The 24188-nt window shown below is 73.5% G+C and carries 17 protein-coding genes and 1 pseudogene; 16 read left to right on the top strand and 2 right to left on the bottom strand.

Annotated features, from left to right (window positions below):
* Window positions 1-8: 8 nt before the first annotated feature.
* Window positions 9-227 carry a ribbon-helix-helix domain-containing protein gene (locus BLR12_RS11550; RefSeq protein ID WP_091377769.1) on the top strand — a complete coding sequence of 73 codons (219 nt, stop codon included), beginning with the start codon at window positions 9-11 and terminating at the stop codon, window positions 225-227.
* A complete protein-coding gene (locus BLR12_RS11545; RefSeq protein WP_091377766.1) occupies window positions 227-574 on the top strand; it encodes a type II toxin-antitoxin system PemK/MazF family toxin in 348 nt (115 codons plus the stop codon). Before BLR12_RS11550 ends, BLR12_RS11545 begins: the two co-directional genes overlap by 1 nt.
* Before the next feature lie 67 nt (window positions 575-641).
* On the opposite strand, the gene BLR12_RS11540 is transcribed toward BLR12_RS11545, so the two are convergent.
* Window positions 642-1595, bottom strand: coding sequence for a quinone oxidoreductase family protein (locus BLR12_RS11540; protein ID WP_091377763.1), 954 nt, complete (start codon window positions 1593-1595; stop codon window positions 642-644).
* Window positions 1596-1798: 203 nt separating this feature from the next.
* Here BLR12_RS11540 and BLR12_RS11535 point away from each other — a divergent pair, with 203 nt between their 5' ends.
* The 7 genes from BLR12_RS11535 to BLR12_RS11505 all read left to right on the top strand — a co-directional run bounded on the left by BLR12_RS11535 (window position 1799) and on the right by BLR12_RS11505 (window position 10483).
* The gene (locus BLR12_RS11535) at window positions 1799-3580 is read left to right on the top strand and encodes an N-acetylglutaminylglutamine amidotransferase (protein WP_091377759.1); all 1782 of its coding nucleotides are present in this window, start codon (window positions 1799-1801) and stop codon (window positions 3578-3580) included.
* 2 nt (window positions 3581-3582) lie between these two features.
* Window positions 3583-5337, top strand: a complete 1755-nt coding sequence (gene ngg, locus BLR12_RS11530; protein WP_218120629.1) for an N-acetylglutaminylglutamine synthetase — start codon at window positions 3583-3585, stop codon at window positions 5335-5337.
* Between the two features lie 234 nt (window positions 5338-5571).
* Window positions 5572-5946, top strand: a complete 375-nt coding sequence (locus BLR12_RS11525) for a fluoride efflux transporter FluC (RefSeq protein WP_091377758.1) — start codon at window positions 5572-5574, stop codon at window positions 5944-5946.
* Complete coding sequence (locus BLR12_RS11520; protein WP_091377755.1) at window positions 5943-6296, top strand: fluoride efflux transporter FluC; 354 nt, start codon at window positions 5943-5945, stop codon at window positions 6294-6296. The genes BLR12_RS11525 and BLR12_RS11520 overlap by 4 nt, the downstream gene beginning before the upstream one ends.
* Before the next feature lie 47 nt (window positions 6297-6343).
* Complete coding sequence (locus tag BLR12_RS11515) at window positions 6344-7765, top strand: alpha,alpha-trehalose-phosphate synthase (UDP-forming) (RefSeq protein WP_091377753.1); 1422 nt, start codon at window positions 6344-6346, stop codon at window positions 7763-7765.
* Window positions 7762-8535 (top strand): trehalose-phosphatase, encoded by a 774-nt coding sequence (gene otsB / locus BLR12_RS11510; protein ID WP_091377751.1) that lies wholly within the window; start codon window positions 7762-7764, stop codon window positions 8533-8535. Before BLR12_RS11515 ends, otsB begins: the two co-directional genes overlap by 4 nt.
* 337 nt (window positions 8536-8872) lie before the next feature.
* Entirely contained in the window at window positions 8873-10483 is a 1611-nt protein-coding gene (locus BLR12_RS11505) for a methyl-accepting chemotaxis protein (protein ID WP_091377748.1), read from the top strand.
* A gap of 126 nt (window positions 10484-10609) precedes the next feature.
* On the opposite strand, the pseudogene BLR12_RS11500 reads toward BLR12_RS11505, so the two are convergent.
* Window positions 10610-11823 (bottom strand): annotated as a pseudogene (locus BLR12_RS11500) (IS256 family transposase); the annotation flags it as partial.
* Window positions 11824-12392: 569 nt separating this feature from the next.
* Here BLR12_RS11500 and BLR12_RS11495 point away from each other — a divergent pair.
* From BLR12_RS11495 to BLR12_RS11465, 7 genes are all read left to right on the top strand, one after another.
* A complete protein-coding gene (locus BLR12_RS11495; RefSeq protein ID WP_091377744.1) occupies window positions 12393-14000 on the top strand; it encodes a methyl-accepting chemotaxis protein in 1608 nt (535 codons plus the stop codon).
* Window positions 14001-14231: 231 nt separating this feature from the next.
* Window positions 14232-15833 carry a methyl-accepting chemotaxis protein gene (locus BLR12_RS25535; RefSeq protein ID WP_091377742.1) on the top strand — a complete coding sequence of 534 codons (1602 nt, stop codon included), beginning with the start codon at window positions 14232-14234 and terminating at the stop codon, window positions 15831-15833.
* A gap of 281 nt (window positions 15834-16114) precedes the next feature.
* The gene (locus tag BLR12_RS11485; protein WP_091377741.1) at window positions 16115-17743 is read left to right on the top strand and encodes a methyl-accepting chemotaxis protein; all 1629 of its coding nucleotides are present in this window, start codon (window positions 16115-16117) and stop codon (window positions 17741-17743) included.
* A gap of 131 nt (window positions 17744-17874) precedes the next feature.
* Entirely contained in the window at window positions 17875-20268 is a 2394-nt protein-coding gene (locus BLR12_RS11480; protein ID WP_091377739.1) for a chemotaxis protein CheA, read from the top strand.
* Window positions 20265-20720: a chemotaxis protein CheW gene (locus BLR12_RS11475; RefSeq protein WP_091377738.1), complete on the top strand. Its 456-nt coding sequence runs from the start codon at window positions 20265-20267 to the stop codon at window positions 20718-20720. Before BLR12_RS11480 ends, BLR12_RS11475 begins: the two co-directional genes overlap by 4 nt.
* Before the next feature lie 339 nt (window positions 20721-21059).
* Window positions 21060-21941, top strand: a complete 882-nt coding sequence (locus tag BLR12_RS11470; protein WP_091377736.1) for a hypothetical protein — start codon at window positions 21060-21062, stop codon at window positions 21939-21941.
* 160 nt (window positions 21942-22101) lie between these two features.
* Window positions 22102-24186: a methyl-accepting chemotaxis protein gene (locus tag BLR12_RS11465; protein ID WP_091377734.1), complete on the top strand. Its 2085-nt coding sequence runs from the start codon at window positions 22102-22104 to the stop codon at window positions 24184-24186.
* Window positions 24187-24188 lie beyond the last annotated feature (2 nt).

Raw genomic sequence — 24188 nt, 5'->3', positions numbered from 1 at the left:
ATCGCGGTGTGGAACTCGGCGTCAGCCTGTCGGAGGCCGACCTGGCCGCTCTCGACGAGCACGTGCGGACCGCCGGTCTGCCCTCCAGGTCGGCTGCGGTGCAGTGCGCCATCCGCCTGCTGACGCGCCAGCAGCTCGAGCAGGACTACGCGGCGGCCTGGCAGGAGTGGGACGACTCCGGTGACCACGAGGTCTGGGAGGGCGTCACCGCCGATGGGCTCCGCTGATGCGCCGTGGCGAGGTCCGGCTGGTCGACCTCGACCCCGTGCGTGGCAGTGAGGCGGGCAGCCGCCGCCCGACGGTCGTGGTGAGCAACGACCAGGCCGACGCGGTCGCCGGAAGGCTGGGCCGGGGCGTGGTCACGGTGGTCCCCGTGACGAGCGACACCACCCGTGTCTTCCCGTTCCAGGTGCTGCTGACCGCGGACGAGACCGGGCTGGACGTGGACTCCAAGGCCCAGGCCGAGCAGGTCCGGGCCGTGTCGGTCGATCGGCTCGGACCCGCCTTGGGCAGCGTGTCGCTCGCAGCGACGGCCGCCCTGGACGACGCCCTGCGGCTGCACCTGTCGCTGTGAGGTGAGGTCCTGGAACGGCCCCCTGCCCCCGCCGCGAGCCTGCGCGTGGCGGGGGCAGGGGCCGTCCTCAGGACGCCTGCGGCTGCAGCAGGATCTTGCCGGTGGTGCGCCGGCCCTCGAGGTCCTCGTGGGCGCGGCGGGCCCCGGCGAGCGGGTGGTGGTCGCCGATGCGGACGTCGAGCCGGCCGGCGGCCACCAGGTCCAGCACCGCGCCGGCCCGTTCCCGCAGCATCTCCGGCGTCCGCGTGTAGGTCGCCAGCGTCGGCCGCTGGACGTACAGCGAGCCGTGGGTGGCCAGGGAGTGCACCTCCAGCGGCTCGGGCTGCCCGCTGGCGGCGCCGTACACGATCATCCGGCCGGTGGGCCGCAGCGCGGTCAGCCCGGCGGCGAACGTCGTCCGGCCGACCCCGTCGTAGACCACCGCGGCGCCCTCGCCGCCGGACAGCTCGCGGACCCGCTCGGCGAAGCCGTCGTAGCCGACGACGACGTCGTCGGCGCCGGCCGCCCGCGCCAGCTCGGCCTTCTCCTCGGTGGAGGTGGTGGCCAGCACGTGCCCGCCGCGGTCGCGCACCAGCTGGGTGAGCAGCAGCCCCACTCCCCCGGCCGCGCTGTGCACGACCGCCCAGTCGCCCTCGGCCACCGGGTACGAGTCGGCGACCAGGTACCGGGCGGTGCAGCCCTGCAGCATGGCGGCGGCGGCCACGTCGAGGGGCACGCCGTCGGGCACCGGGACCAGCTTGTCCCGCGGTGCGGCCACCCGGGCGGCGTAGCTGCCCCGGACGTCGAGCCAGGCGACCCGCTCCCCCGTGCCGGCGACGGTGCCCGCCCCCTCCACGCCGATCACGGCGGACGGGCCGGCGGCGTAGGGCGGGCGGCCCTCGCGTTCGTAGACGTCGCGGAAGTTGACGCCCACGGCCTCGACGTCGACGAGCACCTCGCCGTCGCCGGGCTCGGGGTCGGGTACCTCGCGGACCGTCAGCACCTCGGGGCCACCCGGCCGCTCGTAGAACACCGCCTGCACGTCGTCTCCCGTCCTCGACCAGCTCGCGCGCCGGGCCACAGCCTGTCACCGGCGGTCGCGAGCCGCCCGCTGCACCCGGGCGGCGGGACGGTTCCCGCACGGGGACGCCCCGCCGTTCCACGTGGAACAGGGCCGTGTTGCTTCCGTGTGACGTGGGCCCGGGGCGGTCGCGCGGGCCCGGCGGGTGGGGTTGGATCGATGCCATGTGCGGCCTCTCCGGCGAGATCCGGTTCGACGGCTCCCTGGCCGACACCACCGCCGTGGCGCGGATGGTCGAGTGCCTGGTCCCCCGCGGGCCGGACGGTCAAGGGGCCTGGAGCAACGGGCGGGTGGCCTTCGGGCACCGTCGGCTGTCGGTCATCGACCTGTCCCCGGCGGGCAGCCAGCCGATGGTCGACAACGAGCTCGGCCTGACGGCGGTCTTCAACGGCTGCATCTACGACTACAAGGAGCTGCGCGCCGAGCTCGAGGGCCACGGCTACCGCTTCTTCTCCACCTCCGACACCGAGGTGATCCTCAAGGGCTACCACCACTGGGGCGCCGCCGTGGTGGAGCACCTGCACGGCATGTTCGCCTTCGTCGTCACCGAGCGCGACACCGGCCGCGTGGTGCTGGCCCGCGACCGGCTGGGCATCAAGCCGCTCTACCTCGCCGAGACCCCGGGGCGGCTGCGGTTCGCCTCCTCGCTGCCCGCCCTGGTCCAGGCCGGGGACGTCGACACCTCCATCGACCCGGTCGCGCTGCACCACTACCTCACCTGGCACGCCGTCGTCCCGGCGCCGCGGACGATCCTGAACGGCGTCCGCAAGCTGCCCCCGGCCACCGTGCGGGTGGTCGAGGCCGACGGCACCTCGCGCGAGCACCGCTACTGGGAGGCCCGCTACGAGCGCCGTCCCGAGCACGCCTCCTGGTCGGCCCGCGACTGGGAGGACGCGATCGAGGAGGCGCTGCGGGTCGCCGTCCGCCGGCGGCTGGTCGCCGACATCCCGGTCGGCGTGCTGCTGTCCGGCGGCCTGGACTCCAGCCTCATCGTCGGCCTGCTCGCGCAGGAGGGGCAGACCGGGCTGGCCACCTACTCGATCGGCTTCGAGGCCGTCGGCGGCCGCGAGGGCGACGAGTTCGTCTACTCCGACGTCATCGCCGAGCGCTTCGGCACCGACCACCACCGCATCCGGGTGGCCTCCGACGAGCTCGCCGCGGCCCTGGGCCACGCCATCGGGGCGATGGCCGAGCCGATGGTCAGCCACGACGTCGTCGCCTTCGACCTGCTGTCTGAGCGGGTCAGCCAGTCGATCCGGGTGGTGCAGTCCGGGCAGGGCGCCGACGAGGTGTTCGCCGGCTACCACTGGTACCCGCCGCTGGCCGGGGTCGGCCGCGAGCAGGCGGTCGAGCGGTACGCCCGGGCGTTCTTCGACCGCGACGCCGCGGACACGGCCCGGCTGGTCGCCGACCGGTACGCGGTGGACGGCGACCCGAGCCTGGAGTTCGTCCGCCGGCACATGTCCGCGCCGCACGCCGAGACCGCCGTCGACGCCGCGCTGCGCCTGGACAGCGAGGTCATGCTGGTCGACGACCCGGTCAAGCGGGTGGACAACATGTCCATGGCCTGGGGCCTGGAGGCCCGGGTCCCCTTCCTCGACCACGACCTGGTGGAGCTCGCGGCGGCCTGCCCGCCGGAGCTGAAGCTGGCCGACGGCGGCAAGGGCGTGCTCAAGGCGATCGGCCGGCGGATCATCCCGCCGGAGGTGATCGACCGGCCCAAGGGCTACTTCCCGGTCCCGGCGATCACCCACCTCGAGGGCAAGGTGCTCGACCTGGTGCGCGACGCGCTGTCCGACGACGCCGCCCGCGAGCGCGGGCTGTTCCGCCCCGAGTACGTCGACGCGCTGCTGGCCGACCCGAACGGTGAGCTCACCCCCCTGCGCGGCAACAAGCTGTGGCAGCTGGGCCTGCTCGAGCTCTGGCTGCAGACCCACGGGGTGTGACCGTGCCCCGGATCGCCGGGCACCGCCGCCGCGCGGCCGTCACCGAGCCCCCGTCGTTCACCAGCCGGTCGTGGCAGGAACCCTCGGAGCACCAGCGGCAGGGGATGGAGTACGACGTCGTCCTGGACCTCGCCTGGGGCCGGCTGGTGTTCGGGCAGACCTTCTCCGACCTCCGCGGGATCGTCGACGCGCTGCGCGCCGAGGAGAGCGACCGCCGCGACATCTGCATCTACCCGCGCGACCCGCACGTGCTGGTGGGGCTGGCGCCCGACGAGCTGTTCATCGACCCCAGCTACACCTACCGGCTCGACCTCCACCGGTACCGGCCGCGGCACGAGCTGATCCGCGGCGTCTTCGTGCGCACGGTGACCTCGCTGGCCGAGATGGAGCAGATCAACGGGATCTACGCCCGCAACGGCATGGTCACCGGCGACCCGGCCACGATGTGGACCAACCACCGCACCCGCACGTTCACCTACCTGGTCGCCGAGGACCGGCGCACCGGGCGGATCGTCGGCACGGTGACCGGGGTCGACCACGTGCTCGCCTTCGACGACCCCGAGAACGGGTCCAGCCTGTGGTGCCTGGCCGTGCACGCCCAGGACGCCCCGCCCGGGACCGGGGAGGCGCTGGTCCGGGTGCTGGCCGAGCGCTACGTGGGGCGGGGACGGGCCTACCTGGACCTCTCGGTCATGCACGACAACAGCGGCGCGATCGCGCTGTACCGCAAGCTCGGCTTCCAGCGGACGCCCGCCGTCTGCGTCAAGCGGAAGAACCCGATCAACAGCCCGCTGTTCGCCTCCCGCCCGGAGGGGCTGGAGGACCTGAACCCCTACGCGCGGATCATCGCCGAGGAGGCCCTCAAGCGGGGCGTGCGCGTCGAGGTGACCGACGCCGGGTGGGGCGAGATGCGGCTGTCGCTGGGTGGCCGCAGAGTGCTCACCCGCGAGTCGCTGTCGGAGTACACCAGCGCGGTCGCGATGAGCCGCTGCGACGACAAGCGGGTCACCCGGCGGATCGTGGAGCGGGCCGGCGTCCGCGTCCCCCGGGGCGCCACGGCCACCGACGGCGACCTCGCGGCCGCCCGCGCGCTGCTGGCCGGGTGCGGTGAGGTGGTCGTCAAGCCCGCGCGCGGCGAGCAGGGCAGGGGCATCACCGTCGGCGTGACCTCGCCCGAGGCGCTGGAGCGGGCGGTCGATGCCGCCCTGCACTTCTGCCCCGACGTGCTCGTCGAGGAGCTGGTCGCCGGCGACGACCTCCGGGTGGTGGTGATCGACCACGAGGTGGTGGCCGCCGCGGTGCGCCGTCCCGCCGAGGTCCTCGGCGACGGCCGCAACCAGGTCACCGAGCTGGTCCGCTCGACCAGCCGGCGGCGCGAGCGGGCCACCGGCGGGGAGTCGCGGATCCAGCTGGACGACGCCACCGCCGAGGTGGTCGCGGAGTCCGGCTACGCGATGGACGACGTCCCGCCCGCCGGCGAGCGCATCCGGGTGCGGCGGACGGCGAACCTGCACACCGGCGGCACCATCGAGGACGTCACCGCGCAGCTGCACCCGCAGATCGCGCAGGCCGCCGTCCGCGCCAGCCGGGCCATCGGTATCCCGGTCACCGGGCTGGACTTCCTGGTGCCCGACGTCGCCGGCCCCGACCACGTGTTCATCGAGGCCAACGAGCGGCCGGGGCTGGCCAACCACGAGCCGCAGCCGACCGTGCAGCGTTTCGTGGACCTGCTCTTCCCCGAGACCCGCCGGCGCTGAGGGAGGACCACCCTGCCCCCCCGCCCGCGCGTTCGGCGCGGGCCCCTGGAGGGTGGCCGTTCCGGGACGTCACCGGGCCCCGCGACGGGTCCTGCAGGGAGGCGGTCCGAGTACGAGGCCGGCACCGATCCGCAGCGGCGCGACCACCATGGGCCGGGGGTGGGGACGCGCCGGCTTCGCGCGGCGTGTCGCCACGGGGACGTCATGATCGTCGGTGACGGAGGGAGGGGTCGGGTGGCGTACCTGCTCGCGGCGCTGGGCGGCGCCCTCGGGGCGCTGGCCCGCTGGGGCGTGGCGACGGCGCTGCCGCACTCCCCCGGTGCCTGGCCCTGGGCGACCCTGCTGGTGAACCTCACCGGCTGCCTGCTGCTGGGCGCGCTGACCGCCGCCCTGGCCGCGCGCGTCCCGGAGCCGGGGTGGGTGCGCCCGCTCCTGGCCGTCGGCGTGCTGGGCGGCTACACGACGTACTCGGCGTTCGCCGTGGAGACTGTCGGGATGGTGGAGGCCGGTGCCCCGCTGCTGGCCCTCGCGTACGTGCTCGGTTCGGTCCTCGGCGGGGTGCTCGCCGTGGCCGCCGGCGCCCTGGCGGTCCGGAGCCGCACCCCGTGACGCCGCTGCTGGTGGTGGCCGGCGCGATGGTCGGCGCCCCGGTGCGGCTGCTGGTCATCCGGCTGGCCTCCCGCGGCGGCGGGGACCCGGCGCGGGGCACGCTGGCCGTCAACGTCGCCGGCAGCGCCCTGCTCGGCCTGCTGCTCGGGGCGGCCGCCGCTCCCCCGGCGGTCGTCGCCCTGGTGGGCACCGGCTTCTGCGGCACGCTGACCACCTTCTCGACCTTCGGGGCCGACGTCGTGCGGATGGTCGAGCAGCGGCAGCTCGCCCGTGGGCTGGCCCACCTCGCCGCCACCGTCGTCCTGGGGGTGGGGGCGGCCGCACTGGGGTACCTGCTGGCCACCGGATGAGCCTGGCGCTGCCGGCTGTGGCGGCACTCACTAGGGTCGGGAGCGGTATGGCTGGGACAACGGCAGGACAGGACCAGGACCGGGCGGACAGCCCCGTCGTCGTGGTGGCCAACCGGCTGCCGGTCGACCAGGTCACCGAGCCCGACGGCAGCACCCGCTGGCAGCGCAGCCCGGGCGGCCTGGTGACCGCGCTGGAGCCGTTCGTGGCCGGGCGGGGCGGCGCGTGGGTGGGCTGGTCGGGCTCGGCCGGCGAGGCCCCGGAGCCCTTCGAGTCCGGCGGGATGTCGCTGATCCCGGTGCCGCTCTCCGAGGAGGAGGTCGACCGCTACTACGAGGGCATGTCGAACGCCTCGCTGTGGCCCCTGTACCACGACGTGGTCGAGAAGCCCGAGTACCACCGCACCTGGTGGGACGCCTACGTGCAGGTCAACAAGCGGTTCGCCGACCGCGCCGCGGAGGTGGCCGCCGAGGGCGCGATCGTGTGGGTGCACGACTACCAGTTGCAGCTGGTGCCGGCGTTGCTGCGCCAGCAGCGTCCCGACCTGACCATCGGGTTCTTCCTGCACATCCCGTTCCCGCCCTACGAGCTGTTCACCCAGCTGCCGTGGCGGTCCGCGATCGTCGAGGGCCTGCTCGGGGCGGACCTCGTCGGGTTCCAGCGACCGAGCGCGGCGGTCAACTTCGTCCAGCTCGCCCGGCGGCTGCACGACCTGCCGACCCGCTCCTCGACGATCGAGTACGACGGCCGGACGGTCACCGCCCGTGCCTTCCCGATCTCGATCGACGTCAAGGCGTTCGAGGAGCTGGCCGGCTCGCCGGAGGTGGTCCAGCGGGCGAAGGAGATCCGCGCCGAGCTGGGCAACCCGGAGAAGCTGATCCTCGGCGTGGACCGGCTGGACTACACCAAGGGCATCACCGTCCGGCTCGACGCCTTCCAGGAGCTGCTGGAGGACGGCGTCGTCGAGGCCCCCGACACGGTGATGGTGCAGGTCGCCACGCCCAGCCGGGAACGGGTCGAGCACTACGTGCACATGCGGGAGACGATCGAGCAGCAGGTCGGCCACATCAACGGCGTCCACGGCACCCTCGGCGGCCCTGCGGTGCACTACATCAACCAGTCGGTGCCACGCGAGGAGCTGGCCGCCCTCTACCGTGCCGCCGACGTCATGCTCGTGACGCCCTACCGCGACGGCATGAACCTGGTCGCCAAGGAGTACGTCGCCGCCCGCAGCGACCTCGGCGGCGCCCTGGTGCTGTCGGAGTTCGCCGGTGCCGCCGCCGAGCTCAAGCAGGCCTTCCTGGTCAACCCGCACGACATCGCCGGGGTGAAGAACCAGCTGGTGCGGGCCCTGCGGCTGGAGCCGGCCGAGGGCGCCAAGCGGATGCGCGCGATGCGCCGCCACCTGGCGAAGAACGACCTCGAGCACTGGGCGAGCTCGTTCTTCGAGGCGCTGCAGGCGCAGGCGTGACCGGGCCGGCCGCCCCGCTCCCCTCCCCCGTCCGGCTGCCGGCGGAGCTGACCGCGGCGCTGACCGAGCTGGCACGGCAGCGGCCGCTGCTGGTGGCCAGTGACTACGACGGCGTCCTCGCCCCCCTGGTGGGCGACCCCTCGGCCGCCGTCCCCCAGAGCGGGGTGGCGGAGGCACTGGGACGGCTGGCCGCGCACGAGGACGTCGTCGTAGCCCTCGTCAGCGGCCGCGGCGTGGCCGACCTGCAGGCCGTCAGCGGCTTCGCCGGCCCCTACCGCTGGATCGGCAGCCACGGGGCGGAGTACGGGGGTCCGCTCAGCGGGGAGCTGGCGTCGCGGCGCGACGCGCTCGCCGAGCGGCTGGCCCCACTGGTCGCGGCGGTTCCCGGCGCGCGGCTGGAGGTCAAGCCGGCCAGCGTGGCCGTGCACGTGCGGCAGGTGACCGACCGCGCTGCGGCCGCCGCGTTGATCGAGCAGGCAGATGCTGCGGCCGATCCGTCACTGACGAAGAAGCCGGGCAAGGAGGTGCTCGAGCTCGCCGTCACCGACGCCGACAAGGGCAGCGCGCTGCTCCGCCTCCGCGACGACCTCGGTGCCGCGGCGACGCTCTACCTGGGCGACGACCGCACCGACGAGGACGCCTTCCGCGCCCTGTCCCCCGGCGACCTCACGGTCAAGGTCGGGGAGGGCGAGACGGTGGCCGGCCACCGCGTCGCGGACCCCGCCGCCGTCGTCGTCCTGCTCGACACGCTCGCCGACGCGCTGGACTGAGCGACCGCCGCTCCGGGGCGTGTCCCGGGGGGTGGCGGGATGACCGTCCCCCTCCCTGCCGGTCACCGACCGCTGCGGTGTCGACACGGGTCCACCGGGGGCACCGGCGGGGCGGGACGACGCGGGCCCGCCGCTGGCCGGTCGGACGGACGCCGGTCCGCGTGTGTCGACCTGTGCCCCACGGAGAGACGGTGACCCGGTGGTCGGAGAACGATCCGGATACCTGGGGCGCAGTTGTGCGGTACGCAATCGAGAGGCGTCCCATCATTCCTCCGGGGCGAGAACGCCTCCACTGCATACCGGGTCGCTCGCCCGCCGTCCCTCCTGGAGGAACCCCGTGCCCACCACCGCCCCTCCCCCCGCGGCCCGCCGTCGCGGCGGCTGGTTCGCCGACCGGCGGGTCAACACCAAGCTGCTCGTGCTGCTCGGCGTCCTCCTGGCCGTCGCCGGCGCGGTCGGGGGGGCGGCGGTCGTCCAGCTGAACGCCGTCGCGGCGGCAGCAGAGAGCAGCTACGCGGAGGGCGCCGTCCCGCTCAAGGACCTGTCCGAGGCCCGGGTCGCGAACGGCGGCATGCGCCAGCGGGTGCTGCTGCACCTGGCCGGGCCGGTGGCGGACAAGCCGGCTCGCGAGCAGCAGATCGCCGAGCTCGACGACAAGTTCGACGCCGAGATCGCCTCTCTGAGCACGACCTTCCCCGACCAGGCCCTCCTCGACGAGTACCTCGCCGCGGTCGAGGACTACCGGACCTTCCGGGACACCGTCATCCTGCCGGCCAGCCGCGCCCTGGACCCGAACGTCGCCCCGGTGCTGGCCGAGTGCGACCGCCTGTTCGCCGTCGTCGTCGAGCTGGGCGACCGGCTGGGTGACGCGCAGGTCGCGGCCGTCGAGGTGACGCACGACGAGGCGGCCGCGGCCCACCGCGCCGGCGTGGTGCAGGTCGGGGTGATCCTGCTGGTCGGCGCCCTGGTCGGCACCGCGCTGGCCCTGGTCATCGGCCGGCTGATCGTGCGCCCGCTGCACCGCGTCAAGGACACGCTGGACGCCATGGCGGCCGGCGACCTCACCCGGGACGCCGATGTGTCCTCGGCCGACGAGGTCGGCCAGATGGCTGCAGCCCTGGGGACGGCGCAGGAGAGCCTGCGCGTCGTGATGGCGTCCGTGGTGGCGTCGGCGGATGCGGTGGCGGCCAGCTCGGAGGAGCTGTCGGCGTCCTCGGCGCAGATCTCGGCCTCGGCGGAGGAGACCTCGGCGCAGTCCGGTGTGGTGGCGTCGGCCGCGGAGGAGGTCAGCCGGAACGTGCAGACCGTGGCCGCCGGTGCCGAGCAGATGGGGGCCAGCATCCGGGAGATCGCCAGCAACGCGGCGGAGGCCAGCGACGTGGCGTACCGGGCGGTCAGTGCCGCCGAGACGACCACGGCGACGGTGACCAAGCTGGGGGAGTCCTCTGCGGAGATCGGCAACGTGGTGAAGGTGATCACCTCGATCGCGGAGCAGACCAACCTGCTGGCGCTGAACGCCACCATCGAGGCCGCGCGCGCCGGTGAGGCGGGCAAGGGGTTCGCGGTGGTCGCCAACGAGGTCAAGGAGCTGGCCCAGGAGACCGCGAAGGCGACCGAGGACATCGCCCGGCGGGTGCAGGCGATCCAGGGCGACACGACCGCGGCGGTGGCCGCGATCGGGGAGATCTCCTCGATCGTGGCGCAGATCTCCGACCGGCAGACCACCATCGCCTCGGCGGTGGAGGAGCAGACCGCGACGACCAACGAGATGTCCCGGTCGGTGACCGAGGCGGCCAGCGGGTCGGGCCAGATCGCGGACAACATCACCGGGGTCTCGGCCGCGGCGGACTCCACCACCCAGGCGCTGACCCAGACCCGGGTCGCGATCGACGAGCTGTCCCGGATGGCCGCCGAGCTGCGGACCGGCGTCTCCCGCTTCACCTACTGAGCACGCCGTTCGCCGGCCCGGGTGGCGGTCGTCCTCGCGACCGCCACCCGGGCCGGTGGTGACGTCCCGCCCGGTGGTGTAGTCCGGTCCGGCCCGCGGGGTCTCCTGCAGGTTGGACCATGACGCCATCAGGGCTGGCTGTGCCACCTCCTCAGCGGATCGCTGGAGCAGGGCCATGGAGGCCTCGGAGTGGGAGCGGCGGTCGGAGACCTGCCACTCGTCGTGGGCCTCGACCAGGACCGCGCCGGCCAGGCGGAGCAGGGCGGCGGGGTTGGGGAAGACGCCGACGACGTCGGCGCGCCGCTCGACCTCCTCGTTCAGCCGCTCCAGCGGGTGGTCGACCAGATCTTCTTCCAGTGGCTCACCGGGAAGCCGGTGGAGGCCAGCAGCTCGTCGCGAGCACCGCGCAGCATCGTCTCCACCTGCGGAGATCGGCGGCCGAGCATGCCGGCGATGACGTCGAGCTGGCGTGCACGTGCTCGGCGTCGGGCTGGGCCAGGACCGTGCGGATCGCCGCGGCGACCATCTCGGCGTTGCCCTTGGGCGCCCGGGCCAGCACGTTGCGCATGACGTGCACCCGGCAGCGCTGCCAGGCCGCCCCCAGCAGCACCGCCTCGATCGCGGGCCTCCAGGCCGGTGTGGGCATCAGAGATGACCAGCTGGGTGCCGGCGAGGCCGCGGCCCTCGAGCGAGCGCAGGAACGCCGTCCAGAAGGCGCCGTCCTCGCTGTCGCCGACCGCGCAGCCGAGCACCTCGCGGTGCCCGTCGGCGGCCACCCCGGTGGCGATCACCACGGCCTGGGAGATGACCCGGCGGTTGACCCGGGCCTTGCAGCAGGTCGCGTCCGGGAAGACGTGGGGACAGGCCGTCCCGGTCAGCGAGCGGTCCCGGAAGGCAGCCACCTCCTCGTCCAGGTCGGCGCAGATCCGGCTCACCTCGGACTCGGAGATGCCGGTGTCGGCGCCGAGAGCGCGGACCAGGTCGTCGACCTTCCGCGTCGAGACGCCGTGCAGGGAGGCCTCCATGACCACGGTGACCAGCGCCTGGCCGATCCGCCGGCGGCGTTCCAGCGGCGAGGGGAAGAACGACCCGGCGCGCAGCTTGGGGATCCTCAGCTCCAGATCCCCGGCGGTGGTGGTCAGCGTGCGGGGCCGGGAGCCGGTGCGCTGCGCGGTGCGGCTCTCGGTGCGTTCGTGCGGGCCGGCGCCGATCACCGCGGTCAACTCCGCCTCGATCAGCGCTTGGTGGAGCGTCTCGGTGGCGGTGCGGATGCGGTCGTCGACGTCGGAGAGCTCGAGTGCCTCGAGCAGCTCGAGCAGGGCAGACTGGTCCAGGGCCATCGCGTGGATCTTCTGAGTGAACCTTGGCGGGTCCACGCAGAAGATCCACGCGGTGGCCCCTCGCACGCCAGCACCTCGCCGACGAGCTCACGACCTCCGACCAGCTACACCACGTCCAGGGACGTCACCGGGCCGGTTCGCGCCGATTGCGGAGGCACCCGGCATGGCGGCTCGCCGACGCGCTGGACTGACGCCGGAGGGCGCAACTCGGTTGCGGACGACCGTGTCCGGAACTCACCGGCCGGGCGCCCGGCGGTCACCGTCCCTGCGGTGTCGACCTGTGCACCCTCCAGCGAAGGCCCGGGGCGCTCCCGCCGTGAGGCGCTCGGCCGGCGACCTGCGCACTCCTGCCCGACCGCGCATCGGCCGGACCCCGGAACGCCATTCCACACCGGACGACGACTTCTCACCGGAAGTCGACACATCGCCGCGCGGGAATGGCTGACCCGCCTGGTCGGTGACGATTTCGTCGCTTGAGACCCTCAAGCGTGGGCTGGGGGCGTCGCTGTCCCCACACTTCTCTCGGCGCCATTCCGGACGCCGCCCCCGCCCCCCGAGAGAGACCTCCCATGCCTGTCCCCGCTTCCCGCTCCGTGCTCGCCCGGGCACGCGACCTCCCCGTCCTCGTCAAGATCCTCAGTGCGGTCCTCGTGACGCTCGTCGTCGCCGTCGGTGTCGGGCTGCTCGGCCTGGTCAACCTCGGGAAGACCGCGGACGAGACCCAGGCCATGTACGAGCAGAACGTCCAGCCGATGACCGTGCTGGCCCAGGCACAGCGCACGGCGATGCAGCTGCGGCTGGACACGCTCAACCACGCGACCAGCCTGGACGCCGCGTCCATGGACCGCATCGAGATCGCGATCGAGGACCACGAGGCCGAGCTGGCCGAGCTGCTCTCCTCCTACCGGCCGAGCGCCGCCGACCCGGCGGCGGTGGAGGCGTTCACCGAGCACTGGGAGGAGGTCGGACGCATCCGCGACGGGGTCGTCATCCCGCTGTCCCGAGTCAACGACCTGGCTGCGTACCAGCAGGCGCGGGACACGCAGCTCATCCCGGCGATCCAGGTCGCCGAGACCGACCTGGCCGCCGCCTTCGCCGCCGAGGAGGCGCAGGCCGCTGAGCGGGCGTCCGGGGCGCAGGCCGCCTACGCCGACTCGCGCACCACGATCATCATCGCGCTCCTCGTGGGGAGCCTGGTCGCCCTCGGGCTCGGTGTCGTCGTGGCCCGCCAGATCGTCGCCGCCGTCCGCTCGGTCGGCGGTGTCGCCGCCGCGCTGGCCGCAGGCGACCTCACCGTCCGGGCCGACCTGGCGTCGCGGGACGAGCTGGGCCGGATGGGCGACTCGCTGGACTCCGCAGTGGACGGTCTGCGCGAGCTGATGGCGTCGGTGGTGGCGTCGGCGGACGCGGTGGCGGCGTCGTCGGAGGAGCTGTCGGCGTCCTCGGCGCAGATCTCGGCGTCGGCGGAGGAGACGAGCGCGCAGTCCGGTGTGGTGTCCGGTGCGGCCGAGGAGGTCTCCCGGAACGTGCAGACGGTGTCGGCCGGCGCGGAGCAGATGGGTGCCTCGATCCGGGAGATCAGCCAGAACGCCGCGGAGGCGGCGCGGGTGGCCGCGCAGGCGGTCACCGAGGCGGAGACGACGACGGTCACGGTCACCAAGCTGGGTGACTCCTCCAAGGAGATCGGTGACGTGGTCAAGGTGATCACCTCGATCGCGGAGCAGACCAACCTGCTGGCGCTGAACGCCACCATCGAGGCCGCGCGTGCCGGTGAGGCGGGCAAGGGGTTCGCGGTGGTCGCCAACGAGGTCAAGGAGCTGGCCCAGGAGACCGCGAAGGCCACGGAGGACATCGCCCGGCGGGTGCAGGCGATCCAGGGCGACACCACCGGTGCGGTGGCCGCGATCGGGCGGATCAGCGAGGTGATCGGCAAGATCAACGACTACCAGACCACCATCGCCAGTGCGGTGGAGGAGCAGACCGCGACGACCAGCGAGATGTCCCGGTCGGTCAGCGAGGCCGCCGCCGGGTCGGGTCAGATCGCGGAGAACATCGGCGGCGTCTCGACGGCCGCGGAATCGACCACGCAGGCGCTGACCCAGACCCGCACCGCGGTCGACGAGCTGTCCCGCATGGCCGCCGAGCTGCGCACCTCGGTGAGCCGCTTCAGCTACTGAGGGACCCGGGCGCGGTCGGACGGGGCCGACCGCGCCCGGCGCTCGGGAATGGCTGCCCGTGTCGACAAGAGGACGGGCGGAGAACGGTCGCCGACAATTCTCGCAACCCCCGGTGCGACACGCACCTCGACGGAGCCGCCCGCCTCGCGGAATGGCACACCATTGCGCCGCGAGCCAGCACCGCAATTCCTCGCGACATCCCCTGCACCTCCCTTCCCCAGGAGCAGCACCATGCCCGATCGCACTCCCCCGACCGCAGGACGCTCCGGCTGGTTCGCCGACCGGCCGCTGTCGGTCAAGTTCGGCGCCCTCGCCGGCGTCAGCGTCCTGGCCTTCGGCGGCCTCGTCGGCTCGGTCCTCGTCGGCAACAGCGCCGCCCGAGAGGCCGACCAGGACATGACGGCGCTGGTCCACGCACAGGGCCTCGTCCTCCAGCTCGACACCCGGGCCAGCGAGCTCAAGGTCGACGCGTTCCGCGCGCTGGTCCGCGAGGTCCCGGCCGAGGCACGCACCGAGGTCGCCGAGGACACCGCCACCGCCGACGAGTTGCTGACCGAGCTCTCGGAGATCGAGCTCACCGGCGAGAGCGCCACGGCCGTGGCCGAGCTGCGCGCGAGCTTCGACGACTACACCGCCGCGGTCGGCGCGTTCGTCGACACCGCCGTCGCCGACCAGGCCGCCGCGCGGGCCGGCTACGAGCAGATCCAGGTCGCCAACGACCTCACCGACGGGACCGTCGGCGCGGCCAAGGACGCGCTCGAGGCGGCGACCGAGGACGCGGAGGGGGCCCTGGTCGACAGCATCGACCGCACCGGGACGATCACCCAGGTCGTGGCGGGGATCGGCGTCGCGCTCATCCTGGCGATCAGCTGGCTGATCATGCGGTCGATCACCCGGCCGCTGCAGCGGGTCAAGGCCGCGCTCGAGGCGCTGGCTGCCGGTGACCTGACCGCGTCCTCCGGCGTCACCTCGCGTGACGAGCTCGGCCAGATGGGCGCCTCCCTGGACGAGGCCGTGGCCGGCTTCCGCGCGGTGATGTCGTCGGTCGTGGCGTCGGCGGATGCGGTAGCGGCCAGCTCGGAGGAGCTGTCGGCGTCCTCGGCCCAGATCGCCGCGTCGGCGGAGGAGACCTCGGCGCAGTCCGGGGTGGTGGCCGGTGCGGCCGAGGAGGTCAGCCGCAACGTGCAGACCGTGGCCGCCGGTGCCGAGCAGATGGGCGCGAGCATCCGGGAGATCGCCAGCAACGCGGCCGAGGCCTCCGACGTGGCGCACCGGGCGGTCAGTGCCGCCGAGACGACCACGGCGACGGTGAGCAAGCTCGGGGAGTCGTCCAAGGAGATCGGCGACGTGGTGAAGGTGATCACCAGCATCGCGGAGCAGACGAATCTGCTGGCGCTGAACGCCACCATCGAGGCCGCCCGCGCCGGGGAGGCCGGCAAGGGCTTCGCGGTGGTGGCCAACGAGGTCAAGGAGCTGGCCCAGGAGACCGCGAAGGCGACCGAGGACATCGCCCGCCGGGTGCAGGCGATCCAGGGCGACACCACCGCGGCGGTGACCGCGATCGGGGAGATCTCCTCGATCGTGGCGCAGATCTCCGACCGGCAGACCACCATCGCCTCGGCGGTGGAGGAGCAGACCGCGACGACCAACGAGATGTCCCGGTCGGTGACCGAGGCGGCCAGCGGGTCGGGCCAGATCGCGGACAACATCACCGGGGTCTCGGCCGCGGCGGACTCCACCACCCAGGCGCTGACCCAGACCCGCACCGCCGTGGACGAGCTCTCCCGGATGGCCGCCGACCTGCGCACCACGGTGGGGCGTTTCACCTACTGACGCGCGCGTTCGCCACCGTTCCCGACGGGGCGGCAGCCGGGGTCCCGGCTGTCGCCCCGTCGCCATTCCCGGTCGAGGCCCACAATGGCGTGGAGCACCTGTGTCGACATGGGGACCGCCATTGTCCGGTCACCCGCACAATCGGTAACGATTGGTCCGACGGGGCGTGTTCGGGTGCACAAAACGGCGGGTGTGCCGTCACATTCATTGCGCACGGCCGAATGCCCCTCGGGGAGATGGCGGCCGACCCAGCACCCCCCATCTCTTCCCAGGAGAACGCCATGAGCACCACGTCCCTGCCCGCCGCCGGCCGGCGGCGCGCCCACTGGTTCGCCGACCGGGGGGTGAAGACGAAGGTGCTCCTCGCGGTGGGGGTCGCCTCGCTCGTCGCCGCCGTCGTCGGCCTCCTCGGCCTGCAGGCTCTCAACGCGTCCGCCCACCGGACCCAGGAGATGCTCGACGACAACGTCCACGGCATCACGAACGTGGCGGCCATGCGCGGCGCGGTCAAGGACACCCGGGTGGCCACCCGCGACGCCGTGCTCACCACCGACCCGGTCGAGGCGCAGCAGGCGCTCGATGCCATCGACGAGGTCGGGGCCCGCTTCCAGACGGCTCTCGACACCTACCTCGCCGACACCTCGGCGCCGGAGAAGCGGGAGCTGGCGACCGAGCTGGCCGAGCACTACGAGGAGTACCGGAGCCAGGCCGACACGGTCCTCGCCCCGCTCGCCCTCACGCACCAGGTCGACGCCTGGGTCGCGGCGAACGACACCACGGTGGGGCCGTTGGCCGGCGAGGTCGAGACCGACCTCAACGAGCTGCTGGAGATCGAGAAGGCGGAGGCCGAGGACGCCGCCGTCGCCGCCGCGGACGCCGCCGCCACCCAGCGGACCACCTCGCTGGTCATCCTGGTCGCCGGCATCGGGCTCGCCGTGGGCGTCGGCCTGTGGGTCGCGACCGGCATCGCGCGGGGTCTGCGCCGGGTGCAGGACGTGACCGAGGGGCTGGCTGCCGGTGACCTGACCCGGACCGCCGGGCTGGAGAGCAACGACGAGCTGGGTCGGATGGGCGCTTCCCTGGACGAGGCCGTGGCCAACCTGCGTCAGGTGATGGCCTCGGTCGTGGCCTCGGCGGACGCCGTCGCCGCGTCGTCGGAGGAGCTGTCGGCGTCCTCGGCGCAGATCTCGGCCTCGGCGGAGGAGACCTCGGCCCAGTCCGGTGTGGTGTCCTCGGCGGCCGAGGAGGTCAGCCGGAACGTGCAGACCGTGGCCGCCGGTGCCGAGCAGATGGGCGCGAGCATCCGGGAGATCGCCACGAACGCGGCCGAGGCCAGCGATGTCGCCGCGCGTGCGGTGACCGCTGCGGAGACCACGACGGCCACCGTCGCGAAGCTGGGGGAGTCCTCGGCGGAGATCGGCAACGTGGTCAAGGTGATCACCTCGATCGCGGAGCAGACCAACCTGCTGGCGCTGAACGCCACCATCGAGGCCGCGCGCGCCGGGGAGGCGGGCAAGGGCTTCGCGGTGGTGGCCAACGAGGTCAAGGAGCTGGCCCAGGAGACCGCGAAGGCGACCGAGGACATCGCCCGCCGGGTGCAGGCGATCCAGGGCGACACCACCGCGGCGGTGGCCGCGATCGGGGAGATCTCCTCGATCGTGGCGCAGATCTCCGACCGGCAGACCACCATCGCCTCGGCGGTGGAGGAGCAGACCGCGACGACCAACGAGATGTCCCGGTCGGTGACCGAGGCGGCCAGCGGGTCGGGCCAGATCGCGGACAACATCACCGGGGTCTCGGCCGCGGCGGACTCCACCACCCAGGCGCTGACCCAGACCCGGGTCGCGATCGACGAGCTGTCCCGGATGGCCGCCGAGCTGCGGACCGGCGTCTCCCGCTTCAGCTACTGAGCACCGCCCGCCGGCCGGGGTCTCCCGGCCGGCGGGCCCACGTCGGCCGTTGGGCTTGACCTGAGCACCACTCCCGCCGAACACCCACCAGAGCGCATCCCCCGCTTCCGGTACGAAGAGAGAAGAGCAACGTGGACGGTCTGGACGACATCGTCGAGGAGTTCCTGGTCGAGAGCCACGAGAACCTCGACCAGCTGGACGCCGACCTGGTCGCTCTCGAGCAGGAGCCCGACTCCCGCGAGCGGCTCTCGAGCATCTTCCGCACGATCCACACCATCAAGGGGACCAGCGGCTTCCTGGCGTTCCACCGCCTGGAGGAGGTCACCCACGTCGGCGAGAACATGCTCTCCCGGCTGCGGGACGGCGCGCTGGAGCTGACCCCGCAGCGGACCAGCGTGCTGCTGCAGATGGTGGACACCGTCCGCTCCCTGCTCGCCTCCATCGAGGCCAACGGCGGCGAGGGGTCGGTCGACGTCTCCGCCGTCGTCGCGGGCATCAGCGCCGCGATGGAGGACGCCCCGGCCGAGCCGGCGCCCGCGCCGGTCCCCGCCGAGCCGGTTGCCGCAGCCAAGGCGCCCGCGCGCAAGCGCGCCCCCAAGAAGGCGGCCGCCACGAAGGCCGCGGAGGCCACCGCGGACACCGCGCCCGCCGCCGAGGTGCCGGCCCCCGCGGCCGAGGTCCCGGCGCCGCGGCCGGCGCCGGTCGCCGAGTCCGCCCCCGAGCCCGAGGCCGCCGCGCCCGACGGCGACGCCGTCCCCGCCGCGCCCGACGGCGACGCCGTCCCCGCCGCCGAGAGCGGCACCGGCCAGACCCGCCGGGCGGTCGCCGACAGCACCATCCGGGTGGACGTCGACCTGCTCGACGAGCTCATGCTGCTGGTCGGGGAGCTGGTGCTCACCCGCAACCAGATCGTCCAGTACGTCGGGCGCTCCACCGACACCGACCTGGTGCGCGCCTCGCAGCGGCTCAACCTCATCGCCAGCGAGCTGCAGGAGGGCGTCATGAAGACGCGCATGCAGCCGATCGACCACATCTGGTCCAAGCTGCCGCGCGTCGTCCGCGACCTGGGCCTGCAGCTGGAGAAGTCCATCCGGCTGGAGATGGAGGGCCGCGACACCGAGCTGGACAAGACCCTGCTCGAGGCGGTCAAGGACCCGCTGACCCACCTGGTCCGCAACTCCGTCGACCACGGCATCGAGGACGCCGACGCGCGCGTGCGGGCCGGCAAGCCGGCCGAGGGCGTGCTGACCCTGCGCGCCCGGCACGAGAGCGGCCAGGTCGTCGTCGAGGTCGCCGACGACGGCGCCGGCATCGACCCGGCCCGGATCGGCGCCAAGGCGGTCGAGCGCGGGCTGGTCACCGCCGAGGCGCTGGCCCGGATGAGCCCGCAGGACATCCTGCAGATGGTCTTCCTGCCCGGGTTCTCGACCGCCGCGAAGGTCACCAACGTCTCCGGCCGCGGCGTCGGCATGGACGTCGTCAAGACCAACATCGAGTCCATCGGCGGCACCATCGAGGTCGAGTCGGTCCCCGGCCGGGGCACCTGCACCCGGCTGCGCATCCCGCTGACCCTGGCCATCGTCCCGGCGCTGACCGTGGAGTGCGCCGGTGACCGCTACGCCATCCCGCAGATCAGCCTGCAGGAGCTGGTCTCCCTCGACGCCGAGAAGGCGGCCAACGCCGTCGAGGAGGTCGGCGGCGCGCCGGTCTACCGGCTGCGCGGCGAGCTGCTGCCGCTCGTCCGGCTCACCGACGTCCTGGGGCTGACCTCCGACCGGCACGACGGGCACGTGGTCATCGCCGTCCTGCGCTCGGAGGGCCGGCGCTTCGGCCTCGTCGTCGACCGGGTGATCAACACCGAGGAGATCGTCGTCAAGGCCGTCGGCGGCCAGCTCAAGGCGATCGGCCTCTACTCCGGCGCGACCGTGCTCGGCGACGGCACCGTGGCGCTCATCCTCGACGTGCAGGCACTGGCCCGCCGGGCACTGCGCACCGAGACCAGCGAGCGACAGGAGTCCCGCACGGCGGCGCTGCAGGCCGCGGCCACCGACGCCGAGCGCCAGCGGATGCTGCTGGCCGCCATCGGCGGCGGCCGCCGGGTCGCCATCCCGCTGGACACGGTCACCCGGCTGGAGCAGGTGCGCACCGAGTCGGTCGAGCGCGTCGGCAACCGCGAGGTCGTGCAGTACCGCGGCGCGATCCTGCCGATCGTCCGGCTCGACCGGCACCTGGGCGCCTTCGGCGACAGCGAGCGCGAGGTCCTCGAGGTGATCGTCTACACCGACCACGGGCGCAGCGTGGCCATCGTGGTCGAGGAGATCCTCGACATCGTCGACGGCGAGGCGGCAGTGCGCAGCGACATCGACGACATGGGCCTGCTGGGCTCGGCCGTCCTCGGCGACAAGGTCACCGAGCTGCTCGACGTGCGCGCGGCGATCCTCGCCGCCGACCCCGCCTTCTACTCCGCCCCCGTCCCCGGGACGCCGGACGGCGTCCCCGCGTCCCTCCTGGAGGTCTCCCTGTGACCACTGCCCAGGCCGCTCGCCCGGCAGCAGCCATCGGCGGCCAGCTGGCCACCTTCTGGCTCGACGGCGACCTCTACGGCGTCGAGGTGGCGCACGTGCAGGAGGTGCTCAAGAGCCAGGGCCTGACCCGCGTGCCGCTGGCGCCGGCCGCCGTCGCCGGCCTGATCAACCTGCGCGGGCAGGTGGTGACCGCGATCGAGCTGCGCGAGCGGCTGGGCCGGCCCAGCCGCCCCGAGGGCACCGACGCCGTCGTCATCGTCGTCCGGCTGCACGGGGAGGCGGTGAGCCTGCTGGTCGACGCCATCGCCGACGTCGTCGACGTCGACCCGGCCGACTTCGAGGCCCCGCCGGACACCCTCGCCGGGCAGGCGCGCGACCTGATCCGCGGCGCGTTCAAGCTCGACGGTCAGCTGCTGCTGGCCCTCGACGTGCACAAGGCCGTCAGCCCCTGAAGGACCACCCTTCCCCCCACGCCTCGCCCGCTCGGCGCGGGTCCCTGAAGGGTGGCCGTTCCAGCACCTCACCACTCGGGCGCGGCCGGACCTTCCCCGGCGGCCTGCGCTCCTCCCCCGACCCCCGGTCGGCGGCCCCTCTCTCCGGAGGGTCGTCCGGCCGGGGGTCGGCGCACGTCCGGCTACGGAGTGTGATCGCGTGGGGACGGTCCAGTGCGGCGCGCGACGGCTCACCCCTGGGGGGTCCGGCCACCGGGTGACGCTCACGTGGCGCTGCGCGCCGGTCACGGTCAGTCTGGAGCGACCTCACCTCGGGGGACGTCGTCTGGGAGGCCTGCCGTGCCCTATTCGCTGGTCAGTGCCGCCACGCTCGGCTTCGACCTGGTCCGCCTGCCGGCCGGCCGCGCCGTCGCCGACACCCTCCTCGCCGGGCTCGCCGCCGACGCCCCCGCGCTCGAGCGGCTGGCCGCGGTGCACCCCGCCGCCGGCCGGGACCGCGAGCAGCGCGCGGTCGTCGCCGTCCGCGCGCGGAAGGCACGCGAGCTGGCCGCCGCCGTCCCGCACCTGCGCACCGCCGCCGACCCGCTGCCCGGCAGCGACCGGGCCGCCGTGCTCGTCGCCCAGCTCGAGCGCAGCACGATCGGGGACGCCGCCGCCCTCGAGCGGGTGCTCCGCGAGGACGTCCTCGGCCCCGAGCACCCGGCTGCCGCCCTGGTGGACCCGGACGTGCGGGACGCCGCGGCCGACGTGCTCGCCGACGCCGCCGTGGGCTCCTGGGCCGCCGCGGTGCTGCCGCCGCTGGTGCACCGCCAGCTGACCGGCCCGTTCGGCGTCGCCGTCGCCACCGGGGTCGCCACCACGCCGGAGCTCGACCTGGGCCCGGCCACCGGCGAGCTGTCCGGGCTGCTGACCGGCCTGCGCGCCCTGGACGCCGCCGGGCGGGCCCGCTGGATGACCGCCGTCGACGCCTCCCGCGCCGAGCGCCGTCCGTGGGCGGCCGCGATGCACGAGGCGTCCTGGGCCGCGCACGTCACCGGCCGCACCCGGACGCTGGCCACCGCCCAGCTGCTCGCCGTCCGGGCGTTCCTCGACGGCGGCTTCGACCCCTCCTCCGCCGCCGCGGGGGCCTGGAACGCCGTCGCCGGCTGCGTGCAGGGCATCGTCATGGCCGACCTGCTCGACGCGACCTCGGCGGCCGTGCTGGCCGTCCGCCTCCCGTAGGACGCCCCGGGAGCGCGTCCCGGGCGAGGAGCGGCGGATTCCTCACCCCTAGCGGGGAGCCGGAACGGAACTGGACTCAAGGCCAGGGCGGCCAGGGCCGAAGGTCCCGGCGTCCCGGTCACAGAGGTCCGGGCGCACACGTCCCGGAAGGCGCTCACCCATGGCCTCGGCTGCCGACAAGACCCCTGTCACCCAGACGCTGCACGAGTTCCAGAGCGTCATCGACGCGATCCACCGCTCGCAGGCGGTCATCGAGTTCGCCGTCGACGGCACGATCATCACCGCGAACCGCAACTTCCTCGACGCCGTGGGCTGGTCGCTGGAGGAGGTCCGCGGCCAGCACCACCGCATCTTCTGCGACCCCGCCCACGCCGAGAGCCAGGAGTACGCCGACTTCTGGGTCCAGCTGGCCGGCGGCGCCCACGTGTCCGGCGAGTTCCGCCGGCTGCGCAAGGACGGCACCGAGATCTGGCTGCAGGCCAGCTACAACCCGGTCCTGGACGGCGACGGCGTGCCGGTCAAGGTGATCAAGTTCGCCAGCGACGTGACCGCCGCCAAGCTCGCCACGATCGACCACCTCGGCAAGGTGACGGCGATCGACCGCGCGCAGGCCGTCATCGAGTTCGACCTGTCCGGCCGGGTGCTCACCGCCAACGCCAACTTCCTCGAGACGATGGGCTACACGCTCGCCGAGGTCCAGGGCAAGCACCACCGGGTGTTCTGCGAGCCGGAACTGGCCGCCAGCCCCGAGTACGCCGACTTCTGGCACGACCTCGCGCGCGGCCAGTTCACGAGCGGCCAGTACAAGCGGCTCGCCAAGGGCGGCCGGGAGGTGTGGCTGCAGGCGACCTACAACCCGATCCTCGACCCGACCGGTCGGCCGGTCAAGATCGTCAAGTTCGCCAGCGACATCAGCGCGGACCAGCTGCGCACCGCCGAGTACCTCGGCAAGGTCGCTGCCCTGGACCGGGCTCAGGCGGTCATCGAGTTCGCGCTCGACGGCACGATCATCACGGCCAACCAGAACTTCTGCGACGCCATGGGGTACCGGCTCGCCGAGATCGAGGGCAAGCACCACCGGGTCTTCTGCGAGCCGCAGCTGGCGCAGAGCCAGGAGTACGCCGACTTCTGGGAGCGGCTGGGCGCCGGCCACTTCGAGGGCGGGGAGTACAAGCGGCTGAGGAAGAACGGGCAGGAGATCTGGCTGCAGGCCACCTACAACCCGATCTTCGACGCCGAGGGCCGGCCCTTCAAGGTGGTCAAGTTCGCCAGCGACGTCTCCGAGGCCAAGCTGCGCAACGCCGAGATCGAGGCGCGCATCAACGCCGTCGACGCCTCCCAGGCGGTCATCGAGTTCGACCTCGAGGGCACCGTGCTGGCCGCCAACGAGAACTTCCTGCGCACGATGGGCTACTCGCTGCGCCAGATCACCGGCCAGCACCACAGCATGTTCTGCTCCGACGACTACAAGCAGTCGCAGGAGTACCGCGACTTCTGGCTGCGCCTGGGCCGGGGGGAGAGCGTCGCCGGGCGGTTCCACCGCAAGGGCAACTACGGCCGCGACGTCTACATCCAGGCGACGTACACGCCGGTCCTCGACCTGTCGGGCACGCCGTTCAAGGTGGTCAAGTACGCCTTCGACATCACCGAGCAGGTGGAGAAGGAGAAGAAGGTCGCCCAGGGCGCCCGGGACATGACCGCCACGGTGCGCAACCTCGCGACGTCCATCGACGAGATCTCCCGCAGCTCGCGGACGGCCACCGACCTGGCGCAGGAGACGTCGGGCAACGCCGAGCAGGGCGTGGAGGCGCTGCGGGCGTCGCTGGAGGCGATCGGCCTGATCCAGAAGTCCTCGACGTCGATCGGCGAGATCGTGCGGGTGATGGGCGAGATCGCCAACCAGACCAACCTGCTGGCGTTCAACGCCTCCATCGAGGCCGCGCGGGCCGGCGAGCACGGCGTCGGGTTCTCCATCGTCGCCGGTGAGGTGCGCAAGCTCGCCGAGCGGTCGTCGGAGGCCGCCCAGCAGATCGGCAAGCTGATCGAGGAGTCCGCCGAGCGGGTGGACCAGGGCTCGGAGGTCTCCAAGCGGGCCGAGGGCGCGTTCGAGCGGATCGCCAGCAGCGTGGCCCGCACGAACGAGGCGATCAGGACGATCTCGGAGTCCACGCGGGTCCAGCAGGCGGCCTCGCAGGAGGTGGACAAGCTCATCAACGAGCTGGCCACCGTCGACACCGGTTCCTGACC

The sequence above is a fragment of the Geodermatophilus sp. DSM 45219 genome, assembly GCF_900104025.1.
Lineage (GTDB): Bacteria > Actinomycetota > Actinomycetes > Mycobacteriales > Geodermatophilaceae > Geodermatophilus.
Note: the sequence above shows the minus strand (reverse complement) of the source record. Positions and strands in the feature narration are given on the sequence as shown.

Bases quoted from the DNA above. Each gene is read 5' to 3' on its own strand.
- BLR12_RS11545 (WP_091377766.1), top strand. From the start codon at position 227: ATGCGCCGTGGCGAGGTCCGGCTGGTCGACCTCGACCCCGTGCGTGGC.
- BLR12_RS11535 (WP_091377759.1), top strand. From the start codon at position 1,799: ATGTGCGGCCTCTCCGGCGAGATCCGGTTCGACGGCTCCCTGGCCGAC.
- BLR12_RS11515 (WP_091377753.1), top strand. From the start codon at position 6,344: ATGGCTGGGACAACGGCAGGACAGGACCAGGACCGGGCGGACAGCCCC.
- BLR12_RS11495 (WP_091377744.1), top strand. From the start codon at position 12,393: ATGCCTGTCCCCGCTTCCCGCTCCGTGCTCGCCCGGGCACGCGACCTC.
- BLR12_RS25535 (WP_091377742.1), top strand. From the start codon at position 14,232: ATGCCCGATCGCACTCCCCCGACCGCAGGACGCTCCGGCTGGTTCGCC.
- BLR12_RS11485 (WP_091377741.1), top strand. From the start codon at position 16,115: ATGAGCACCACGTCCCTGCCCGCCGCCGGCCGGCGGCGCGCCCACTGG.
- BLR12_RS11465 (WP_091377734.1), top strand. From the start codon at position 22,102: ATGGCCTCGGCTGCCGACAAGACCCCTGTCACCCAGACGCTGCACGAG.